9 protein-coding genes are annotated in these 10,667 nt (G+C 50.2%); 2 read left to right on the forward strand and 7 right to left on the reverse strand.

Going from position 1 to position 10,667, the window contains the following annotated elements; translation table 11 throughout:
• Window positions 1–266: 266 nt before the first annotated feature.
• The gene (locus tag P5706_RS37080; RefSeq protein ID WP_352231495.1) at window positions 267–749 is read right to left on the reverse strand and encodes a helix-turn-helix domain-containing protein; all 483 of its coding nucleotides are present in this window, start codon (window positions 747–749) and stop codon (window positions 267–269) included.
• 1,536 nt (window positions 750–2,285) lie between these two features.
• Between P5706_RS37080 and P5706_RS36740 the strand changes: the two genes are divergently transcribed.
• Window positions 2,286–3,356 (forward strand): ParM/StbA family protein, encoded by a 1,071-nt coding sequence (locus P5706_RS36740; RefSeq protein WP_011923011.1) that lies wholly within the window; start codon window positions 2,286–2,288, stop codon window positions 3,354–3,356.
• Window positions 3,349–3,957, forward strand: coding sequence for a hypothetical protein (locus tag P5706_RS36745; protein ID WP_078466101.1), 609 nt, complete (start codon window positions 3,349–3,351; stop codon window positions 3,955–3,957). Before P5706_RS36740 ends, P5706_RS36745 begins: the two co-directional genes overlap by 8 nt.
• A gap of 256 nt (window positions 3,958–4,213) precedes the next feature.
• On the opposite strand, the gene P5706_RS36750 is transcribed toward P5706_RS36745, so the two are convergent.
• The 6 genes from P5706_RS36750 to traF all read right to left on the reverse strand — a co-directional run bounded on the left by P5706_RS36750 (window position 4,214) and on the right by traF (window position 10,667).
• Window positions 4,214–4,657 carry a hypothetical protein gene (locus P5706_RS36750; RefSeq protein ID WP_078466103.1) on the reverse strand — a complete coding sequence of 148 codons (444 nt, stop codon included), beginning with the start codon at window positions 4,655–4,657 and terminating at the stop codon, window positions 4,214–4,216.
• 42 nt (window positions 4,658–4,699) lie between these two features.
• Entirely contained in the window at window positions 4,700–5,236 is a 537-nt protein-coding gene (locus P5706_RS36755; protein ID WP_153045994.1) for a hypothetical protein, read from the reverse strand.
• An 8-nt stretch (window positions 5,237–5,244) separates the two neighbouring features.
• Window positions 5,245–6,195, reverse strand: coding sequence for a hypothetical protein (locus tag P5706_RS36760; protein WP_078466105.1), 951 nt, complete (start codon window positions 6,193–6,195; stop codon window positions 5,245–5,247).
• Between the two features lie 160 nt (window positions 6,196–6,355).
• Entirely contained in the window at window positions 6,356–8,386 is a 2,031-nt protein-coding gene (locus P5706_RS36765; protein WP_285685579.1) for a hypothetical protein, read from the reverse strand.
• Complete coding sequence (locus tag P5706_RS36770; protein WP_078466107.1) at window positions 8,386–9,783, reverse strand: hypothetical protein; 1,398 nt, start codon at window positions 9,781–9,783, stop codon at window positions 8,386–8,388. The genes P5706_RS36765 and P5706_RS36770 overlap by 1 nt, the downstream gene beginning before the upstream one ends.
• A gap of 2 nt (window positions 9,784–9,785) precedes the next feature.
• The gene (traF, locus tag P5706_RS36775; protein ID WP_078466108.1) at window positions 9,786–10,667 is read right to left on the reverse strand and encodes a conjugal transfer protein TraF; all 882 of its coding nucleotides are present in this window, start codon (window positions 10,665–10,667) and stop codon (window positions 9,786–9,788) included.

A 10,667-nucleotide genomic window follows, 5' to 3' on the forward strand; every position in this document is an offset into this window, starting at 1 on the left:
CGCCCGGCCCTACCCTGGCGGCAAAGAAAGCGTTTTGCCTCCCCTGTCTTCAGGGAGTTCAGGCAATGCACGATGCTCATGTCTTTACCGTTACAGCCCTTAGCAATGATCACGGGCTCTCCAGCGAGAAAAGCAGGGCTGTAACCACCAGTAGCAATGATGTGCACCCCATCGACCCAATCAGTTAAGACCCCTTGAGTGCGCCCCCCGCCTCTTATGGGATCGTTGTTCTCCAAACCTCTTGCTTGCAATCGAAGTGCTGCCGCCTAACAAGGGAACAAAATGACGGGCACGCCGTGAGTGCGACATATCTCAGTGATTACTGCTGCAGTTGGTAGGCCGGCAGCATTTGCGGGAAGCGCAATGGCATGAGGTTCGCTCTTCTCAATGAACGTAAGAAGCAGAGATAGGCATCCAGCTCGGCTCGTCGCGGCAAGCGGAATGCTAGCTGCCGTCTGACCGAGGATTCGGTGACCTGCCTGAACCTTAACCACGAGCTCCTGTAGAAGACTGCTTTGGATGTACCACACAGTTGCAGTCGTCAGAGTTCCGAGGCGGTAAGCATCAACAGAGGACCTAAGCCAATACCGCCGACCACCCCCTGTCTCTCCGTCATGTTCAAGAGTTTTTAGAGCAACCATGCGTTGGAGTGTGTTGCGGTGGATTCCGAGGATTGAGCTGACCTCAGACCCCCTCAGCTGATCAGTTGGTTGTGGAGCGTGGTGCTTTTGGCTAGAGCGTTTTGGCATTCAAGAACTCATTTTCGAACATTTGTGATAACCCGTTGAAATAGAATCGGATTTATCAGAATCGCAGAAGGGCCCGTATTATTACATTAGACGGGGATTTAACTAATTTCCCGCCTACTCTATGTTGTCGGATGCAGCCGGCCGGGAGCACCATCGGCATATCCGTAATGTGCATTCCGACACTAAATGAGTCCAAAAACAACCGGAATTGACTAATGGATTTCGTATGGTGCTTTTGAGGTGCGTTGCTGGGCAATAAGGGGATAATTGTCGTGTGCCAGTGGGTTTTAGTCAGGCGTTACGAGGGCGTATGACGTTTGCGTTCGAATGCTTATACCTATGTGATTGGGGCATCAGTGGGCAGTCAGTAGTGTTGCTTAGGTGTGTCAGAAGGTGCTGCCGGGCTTTGGAGGTGCGCTACGAGTGCCTAAAGGGATTTTGCAGTGCTCTCTAAGACACCGTATTGGTCGTAAACAGCAATAACCACAGTTTTGAGGTTGATCTGTGCGTAGAAATGTTCGTGATGTTGAGCTGGCAGGTCCGTTCCTTCAAAAGCTCGCCGAGATGACAGAGAGGCGAGAGCACCTCTTGATGGGGATCGTCGACCAGATGGCTTTTGTCCAAACTACACTTCAGCAACTTGCTGACAAGGTTAGGTCCTACGAAGGAGGCTGGGCACAGAGACGCTCTCAGGATGGCTGGTCATTAATGTGGATGTGGCGAGCAAGCGAGAAGGTTGGGCGGGTTTCGTGTGTAGAGGTGTACCTGTCGAAGGGAACAAAGAAAGATGGCGATTTCCACCGCGTTTCATTGAGGACAGTGGAGGCACGTCTTGCTCACATGACTCCGATCCTCGGTGCCAAAAGGACTAAATCGTTTTCCAGAGACCTTGAATTGTTCCTCAATGCAGCGAGGCGAGCGGTACGTTGGGTGAATGCATTTCCTGGTAATGATCTCGGGATCCTTGTTCCGAAATCAAAGGCTTCCGGGCTAGATGAGTGGATCTCGGCATTGGCAGTGTCCTGCGAGACCCGAAGCGCTAAGGCTGCCGGTTTGATCGAGAAGTACCTTGAGTTGGATAGTGAATTAAATCAGCTAGCTTTTGAGTTCAATGAAGCGCGACAACCGGTAAGATTCAGGTCGATCATTTGCAGGCGTGAATGCCCTGCTCTCGATCCGCTGTCCCCTGCGGAGCCGCGATACAGGGTGGTTGAATACTTCGACCGCCGGACAGGTAAGCGAAGTAGCCGAGATGTCAGCAGCTACAAGCAAAGGCTAAACCAGCAGAAGGTACGAGAGCGTCTTGCGCTCTCACTGGGTCGCCCTCCAACTGAGGCCGATTTGTCTGCTGTCATATCAACTAGACCAAGCCGAAAGCCAACGCCATGGCTGACAGCCGAGCTGATTTCTCACTGTCATCTAGGCAAGCATTCGGGAAGCATCAACAGACACCAAAAAAATATGGTGACGATTCTGGAAGAGTGGGGCTCGTTGAGAGTCCTTATCCGAGCGCTACTCTGAGTAGAAGGAAAAATAATGTCTCATTCTATCGAACAGCTGATTGCGATCGACCTTGGTAACGGCACCACCAGTTACATCGCAGGTGCTGGCGAAATTCGAGGGTCTTTTGCGTCACTTGTTGCACCTGCTCAATCGAACCAAGGCCTGGGTGGTGGCTTCACCCGTGAGTCTTTCAAGACAAAGTTCGGATCTTTCTACATCGGCGATGACTGCCGGGAAGATGGTGCTGCCCCCCGTAGCACTGACTCGAGCTATTACAGTTCAGAAAGCATTAAGGTTCTGTTCCTCAAGGTCTTGAAAGAGGTTGGTCAGAAAAATCCGATCATCGTGACGGGGCTGCCGACTGAGTTTTTCAAGCTTCGCCGCAACGAGTTTGCCTCCGATCTCAAAAAATGGGCTATCGAAGAAGGTTACCAACCAGCAAGCGTCAATGTGCTACCACAATACGTTGGCCCATGGTTCGACCCTGAACTGTTGGATCCGGAAGGGAAAGTCATTGATCCCCGTGTTGTGATGGAGGGGAAACTTGGAATTATTGATATCGGCCAGGGCACCACAGATGCCGGACAATTCGTCGACGGCAAGGTGAGTTCTGACGATAAGCTACGTTGGGGTGAATCTAGCGGGGTTTCTGACATCCACAAGAAACTGTTTACACAGCTAAAGCAGGTGGATGCACTAAATACTATCCTGCCGGCAAAGTCCCGACTGCCTAAGGATTTCTCTCTCGACGCTCAGACTACTGAGTACACGATGGATACCTGGCTGAGGAAAGGCTTCATCCCGTGGCGCGGATCCAGGATCGATATTGATCCCATCAGCCTACCTGCACGGCAAGAGTTCGCAGATGACGTGGTCGTACGGTGTATCAACACCGTCTGGGGGAAGACTGACTTCATGGCCGGTATGGTGGTGGCTGGTGGTGGTGCAATTGTTCTGGGGAGGAAACTCCTCCAAACGTATATCAACACGGTGATCTACATGGCCAAGGATCCTGAGAACTCGATCGTGCGTGGCTATCATCGTTTTTACGTAACGCAGAACTTCAAGGAGCAGGCCCGGATGAAGGTAGCTCAGCGTGGCTGAGACCCAGAGCGTTGTGATCCGGGAAAGGCTTTATCCAGAGATGCATGAAGCCCTTGTCGAGGTCCTAGCAAAATACCCCCGACAAGCTGGTAATCAGGTTGTGCTGGCTATGTCAGAAGCGTGCTTGAGCTTTTGCCCCATTTCTGAGGCCGACTACAACGTAGCCGACGGCGGTGAATTTCAGAACGTAAAATTTACACTGTCGGCAGAGAAGTATCCGAAGTTATATGCGTTGTATCGGGCACTTCCGAGGGGGGTCAAGGGGCAAGCGATCATCAACTTACTGAACCGTCATCAACTATTTAGGCAAGCTGATCCGGGTAAGGTTAACGATGCTCTGAATGAGGCGCTGCTCGGTAGAAAGGTCACAGACGGATCATCGACCGACCTGGCCAACACGAAGATGGGTGTAAGTGCAGAAATCGAAAGGGAGGTTGTGGCGAGACCAGTTGCTATGGTCGTGTCCAGCGTAGATCAGGCCAGCATTGAACCTGCTCCGGGCAACTTCACAACTGGAACGAAGCCACCGGTTGAAGCGTTGGTAATTCAGGTGGAAGTGGATGATCCATTGGCTGATTTGCCACCTATGGATTTCTCCTAGATAACCCATACGTCCAGCAGCCCTTCGTCCAGGAGGGCTGCAACTCTCACCTCGCCATCCCAACGAACGAAACAATCAAGAACACGGGCCAACTGTCGCGGTGTACCGTCGCATGTGAGAAGTGGTGGTAATGCTTGAGTATGGGGGAGAACCTTGACCGCCTCCTGGGTGACCGATAAAACGGTCACGCCCTCTACAAAGTTGTTGAGCAGGGTGGTCACCATAGTGTGAATTGGAGCTGCTGCAGTAGACATCATCAAAACCCTTCCACCCAAAATAGACCTTCAGTTGCATAGATTCGAACATTCGGACGCCGAGATCTGAACCAGGTCAGCGCATAGTTGAGAAAGCCTGGATTATCAGCTTCGATAGGGGGGTCTATGTTGGGGATACGGTCAACCAGGCTGTAGTTAACGTGAGCCACACCCTGAGATTCGGACAGAACGAGATCAAGAGAAACGCCTGTATGCTCGGGAAGGCTCAGTGCGAGATCTGAAAGCCAGAGATTGAAGTCCAGCTGCGACAGCGACCCGAATACACCGACCTTCGCCTGTGAAGCCGAGCGCGCGAGAAAGATATTCGCACTTGGGAGCCAGTTAGGCAGCAGATGGTTGACATCGAATGCGTCCGCCTCCTGAAGATAGCCGACATCAACGTTATAGGTTTGCATCTCTTTCTTGCTCCGAATCTGGATCAACATATTTTGATTTCTAGGTGGTGGCACGGTCTGGATCGGGGCAAATTAGGCAGATCGAACTAGAGCTTTACGGTATACCTTCATGCTCGACATCCAACCAGCTGTCACATACTCAATAGGCGGAACGCTCAGCCCAGCGCCTGCTGCCTCATGGAATCCAGCATCGAAATTCGAGATAAACGGAATTTCGAAAATCCCGTTTGCAGCTAGTTGCTCACGGACCGCCACTGCGTCAGCAGCTGAAAGACTTGGCAGCAAGTCGATAGCCTGGATCACAACATCTTCGCCCTCTGAGACAGGTATGTGTGGTACGAAGGGGGCTGTGGCCGAGACCAATTCGAAATCTCGGTACGCGCGTTTAACTTCACCCTGGATGCGCGCTACAAAGGTCAGACGTTCAAGCACGGCACCTATTGTGATTGTCCATGGAAAAGGATTCACTAACTCGTCAGCGGTGGAAACTAGTTGAACGCCGAATGGGACCAGACCCAGCTCTGGTCCAGATTCGTCACAGCGAATCAAATTCCCAAGTGAGTCTAGGCAGTAAGAGGGATACACATTGTCATTAACCGTGAAAATCACTGCGCCTATCATTTCGAGTTCATAATCTCTTGGAAGGTTTCTAGGACCTTGCCCACGCCGGTCTCGATGTAGTGCTGTCCATAGTAGCCTTGGGTTGGTGGTCGTGCTGAGTCCGCTTTCTCACTGACGGCCACCTTGGCGTAAGGCCCACCAACATCAGCAACAATGGCAGCCTGAACGCGCTGAACCGTGGCCGCGTCATTTTTTTGAGGAAGCCAGGCACGTGTAACAACACCTTCAGGATTCACTAGGAAGACCATAGTAGGCCAGATGTCATAAAAGGGACTTTTTTCGTCTTCCATCCCGCCCCACGAATCGATCACAAACTTGCGGCCTACAGCCGTGTCGCCTTCCCCAAGGTTCAGGTATGGCTTGATCCAGTCCTTGTAGCCCAAGCGCTCACCTCCAGACAGGCGGGATACAGGCGAGACAAAGTAATTGTCCACGCACATACGAAAAGCTTTTTCACAGGGCTCGTTGTTCCAGGTCAACCAAAAACCTCTGTATGCATCGTTGCTCTGCATCAGGGATTGCGGGAGACCATCGTAGCCCAGGAAGTTGAGCTCAACGTCTACGTGATTTTCCTTGAGCCACTTGCTCACCCCACCGATAAAAAAGCTTTCCTTCTTAGACCGCTCGGCTGCCGAATCTGCTCGAGCAAACCCATGTTGCAGCATGCTCAAATCATTTTTCGGCGCCTTGTAGTCCGAATACACGTTGGAAGCGACCCACAGTGACCAACCCTTCGGTTTCCAATTGGCTTTCTCGAAAAACCAAGCTTGTCCGGATTGAGCGTTGGAATCCTGTACGCTCTTCAAACCGAAGGTCGAGCCTGGCAACCGGAATTCTGGTTGGTCGACGACGCTTCCGCCGATCCATTTCGTGGAGGTCGGATTCGATGAGTCCCCGCAACCTGCGATCGCCACTGCAATCAGTGCCACAACCATTAATTTTTTCATAATTCATCTCCGTGATCTGGACACGAACTGTTTTAACAGGTCAGCCCAGGATTCCAAGTCTCAGCGCAGGTATAATGGGATGGGATTATGAAGGGCTTCCTTGATCAGTACCAAACGTGAACGGCTCGGGCAAAGAAAAGCCCGCTCGCGCGGGCTTTGATTAGGGCTTGTTTGGCCCCTTTGGAGTATCTGGACCCGGTGGGGTCGGGGGCGGCAACGCGGGGAGATTAGGTTTTGGAGGCGGTGAGCTTGGCTTAGCGAGCCTTTTGCTGGCTTGGGAGGCTGATCCAGCAGAAGCTTTCGGGAGCGATTGGACAATATTTGTAGCTCGGTAAGCCCCAGTTGTTGCGCCTGCTGCACCGTTAGCTGCCGAACCTGCTCCCGAGACAACTCGCCCGAGGGCGCCAGCAAGCTTGGCCGGTCCACCAACGAGACTCAATGCAGCACTGCCGAGTTTGACTGCTGCACCAATCACAGCACCACCGGTTGCGGCCATTCCAGAAGCTGCGCCGGCTGGGTTAAATCCTGAAAGACCTTTGACATCATCCCAAATCAGCATTTTAGCAATAACTATCTCTACAGCAGTCAAAGCCATGAAGATAATATATTGTGCAGAGCCTGCTGAAATGAGCAGGGGATAGTTCTCATAAATGTTGCCCGAAGTTAGCCCTGTCATCAGCTCCCCATTCATTGCAAGCAATGTAGCAGCCATTGTTAAACAAAGGTTGTTGACGAATGGGATCATGAAAGCAAAGCTAAGAATTTTAACAAAGCTAATCAGAATGCTCGGATTAACAAAAACCGCAAATACACATATCACCGGGAAGAGCACAACCATCATCCCTGCGAGCATGGCGCAGCCATTGATCATTGCAGGTACCTTGAAGGTAAGCATCCATTCTTTAAATGCTTTGCCGACGTCCTGGATCTTGGTCATTATGCTGTCAGCTGCATCGCTGATCCCCCAGTTCATGTCCTGACCATTACGGCGTTCAGAGCCAATAATAGGAAGCGAACTATCTGAAAACTTATCTCGCTGCTCAATCATATTGTTTATGTTTTTGATCATGAGGGTCTGGGCTTCAGTCTGATCTCTCATATATGAGGATCTTTGAGCCATTGGAACCTCTTCTCTGATTGCATCAGTCCAATTCTGAACGGCCTTTGTCACCATGCCATACATTTGGAGGCAGTTTTTAGGGTAGAACCTAACTTCTTGTCCCGCGGCGACCGATGAGCCCTCAGTTAGCTGTGGGTTGCTATACATTGAGCTATCGGCATTGTCAGTAATTTTATCGAACTCCGAGGCGCCTTCATTTGCTTTGGATGGGAAATACTGTCTTACCCAATACTCTTTTGAAGGTAAAAGATAGCCCCCGGGTTTGACATTATTGCCTCGGAACGGATTCTGATCTTCAGGTATATTGAGTAGTGCGGTTCTGCCGGCGTCCACCTTATCGGCTACCTCGCTGTCTGCGAAATACCTTCTCCATGAATTGATTGATAACCCAAGGCCAAGAACGTTCATCGGCGATGCACTTCCAACCTTGTTGCCAGCCTCCATTTCTTCATACTGCTCCTTGCTAAGTTGACTCACTTCAACAGGGTTTATCATTGTTGAACCGTAGAGACCAACTGATTGTCCTACGAGCCGGGTATCTGGGGTGCTACCAGCCGTAGCAGACAGCGCACCTTGACATTTATCTATATAGTCTTGGTACATATCCTTTACAGGGCTATTGGCGAATTTCTTGAGTGTCCCCTCGTTTGTCACATGATAAGCATTTTCAAATGCCAGGCTCATTGCCGTTTCTTTATTTACATTATCCAGAGCTGATTTGAAAAGCTGATAAATATTGCCAATAATTGAAACTGACCAGCCAGCACCCGCCGATAGTCCTACGCTTCCACCAGCGGGCCCAATTTTATAGTTACCTGGCTGTAGGAGCATGGCAACCAAAAGTACAACACCTATAGCGCTCGCAGCTGTCTTGAGCTTATCTGCAGGTGCTTTCAGGGTCAAAATACTTACCCAGGCAAGTCCTCCCCACAGACAGAGGTTCATCGCCGCCACAGTGAAGGACTGGTTATAAGCCTGCCACATGTTGATGTAATGACTAACAAGATCGCCAAAATTGGAATTGACGATCTGTAGGTAGTCAAAATTTTCAATATCAGTCGAGTCTGACATTAGTTCGTTACCTGTTGGACACTCGCGAATACTTTGTTGCGTTCTTGATCGTGTTTGATTCGTGCCTGAAGGGCGATGTATTGTTGGCGAAGGCCAGCAACAGAGGTTTTAGTGCGGCTGATAACCTCATCACTCAGGATTACGTTATCAGGTTGATTGGCGATACCGCTTGAAACGCCAATTTCAATCTTGGAAATTACGTCGTCCAGCTCTTTCATCATTCCGAGCGTTGATAATTGGCGCTCTGTTGAAATGAACATGGCCGGGCTCGATCTGGCAAGGTTTCGCATGTATTGATGTTCGTTCTCGCTGACAACGATGTCAGCTCGAGAGATCAGATCTTTATATGCCTGTGTATTTTTGAAGGATGCGGCATCTGCAGAGTAAACAGCTTTGTACAGGTCCATGTATTCAGTGGTCAGGGTTTTCGAAAGGTTCTCAATGTTTTCAGTGCGCGGGGTTACCGAGGCAGCATCATTGTTGAAACCATACGAAGGTACGAGGCCACCATATTTCTTGATGTCATCACAACCAAGTTCCGATGCCGCGAGCACCAGGCCGGCGCTACCATCTTGTGGGTCATTGCTGCATGATTTACCGCTAACAGAAGCTTTAACTGAGCCAGTGCCGCCGGTTCCTGTTCCAGACCCAGTGCCAGCGCCTTTATTTGTTCCGCCCGAGACAGAGGAATTCCAACCAACCAGCCCGCCAGTAGCGCTCGACACCTTTCCCATCATTGCGTTGGCGCGATCGGAGGTTTTCTGCTTGAACTCCCCCATTTGGTTGAGAAGAGATCCGGTTAAACCCTCACCTGCCATGCATTTTGAGCTTTTATAGCCCTCGTCCACAGTACAGTCGGCTTCAGCTAGGGTTTGCTTTTTCTCGTCATATGCCTTGTCGGCCAGAGACCGTACGCCCGAGCAGGTCATGTTTGAGAGGTCCAAGCCAAACTGACCAACGCTATTAAGCTGGTCGATCACAGACTTGATGGTCGGCTGGCTGTAGGCTAAATACATGATGGCAAGCGCCGGAGCATTTTGGATGAACTGTTCAACCATCTCCTGGTACTGGCCCAGTTGACCATCTAGTACAGTGCTAAGATTGAGCCCATTACAACCCACGCCAACTTCAGTAGCGCCGTAGCCATTTACTACTGAAGTCCGCTGGTCTTGGAATGGGGTGAAGGTATCGAAGGAAAAGCTGCCTCCTTTGTTCGCGTCGTTCACCGCGCTCCCTTTCACGGATTCACCAAACAGGCCTGTAACGTCGTCCATGCGGCGTGTCCAGGGAGAGTCCGACCCGTCAGCCCCAAAATCAATTGACGCTGCGAAAGTATTTGTTGACATCACAGCAGAGACTGTCAGCGCGAGGATCGATTTGATATAGCGTGATTTCATTTTCATGCGCCTTTCTTCTCTGGCTGGATATATGTCATAGCCTGAAAGTGATCTTCAAGCTGGCGAAGTGTTCTGTTACCGACAATACTTTTGCGTCTGTTGACCTTAGTGTTGTCGATCCATGAAATTGGCCATGATGTCACTCCCAGCTTTTGCAAACTAATACGTTCTTCGCGAGAAAGTACGCGTCCAGACAATCCTCGTTGAGTTACATGCTTTGTGAAGGCATCACGATCACCGTCAAGTTGAAATATCTTTATTTTAAGCTTTGGATATTTTTGTTGGACAGTGGAAAGGATTTGTAGCTGTTTTTCACAGACAGGGCAGGTTGACTCTACGAACACAGACATACTCACGTTGTCGGTATCTATGTATTTTACTTCCTTAGCCTTCTCAGTAGCAGCATCAAGTCCTTTAATGTTTTTCAGGTCTCCGTTTTGCCACATTGCCATTTTGTAGAGTTCGGCGGACTTGTGGTACTCACCCCAGGTTTTATCCATATAAGAGACAAGCTCTGATGCCGCCTCAGGGGTTTGGTTGAGCTGAAGGTTGATTACGGCGCTTGGCGTTCCCGGTTGAAAGTTAAACTCCACACCATTTTTGCCAATCATTCGCATAGGCGCTTGTGGGTTCTTCTTCGCGTTCCGGTTCAACTCAGAGCAATTTTTCATCCAGTCCATATTCTGGCAGTCGAGAATATTTGGAAGCTTGTCGATTTCAGCGTTCTGACGATCATCGTTGTACTTGTCAACTTTTGCCATCGCTACTGCGATAGCGTTTGACAACGCTTCATTTGGACTTGATGCGTCGGAAAGTACGAAAGGTGCATTGGAGACAAAACATCCAACCAGAAAGGCGAGAGAGATCTTAATTGAAGTTTTCAT

Origin of the sequence: Pseudomonas sp. ChxA (genome assembly GCF_030263855.1) — a bacterium.
Lineage (GTDB): Bacteria > Pseudomonadota > Gammaproteobacteria > Pseudomonadales > Pseudomonadaceae > Aquipseudomonas > Aquipseudomonas fluorescens_CB.

Coding starts and splice junctions, on each gene's coding strand:
- P5706_RS36760 (WP_078466105.1), bottom strand. CDS start 6,195: ATGAAAAAATTAATGGTTGTGGCACTGATTGCAGTGGCGATCGCAGGT.
- P5706_RS37080 (WP_352231495.1), bottom strand. CDS start 749: ATGCCAAAACGCTCTAGCCAAAAGCACCACGCTCCACAACCAACTGAT.
- traF (WP_078466108.1), bottom strand. CDS start 10,667: ATGAAAACTTCAATTAAGATCTCTCTCGCCTTTCTGGTTGGATGTTTT.
- P5706_RS36770 (WP_078466107.1), bottom strand. CDS start 9,783: ATGAAATCACGCTATATCAAATCGATCCTCGCGCTGACAGTCTCTGCT.
- P5706_RS36765 (WP_285685579.1), bottom strand. CDS start 8,386: ATGTCAGACTCGACTGATATTGAAAATTTTGACTACCTACAGATCGTC.
- P5706_RS36750 (WP_078466103.1), bottom strand. CDS start 4,657: ATGTTGATCCAGATTCGGAGCAAGAAAGAGATGCAAACCTATAACGTT.
- P5706_RS36740 (WP_011923011.1), top strand. CDS start 2,286: ATGTCTCATTCTATCGAACAGCTGATTGCGATCGACCTTGGTAACGGC.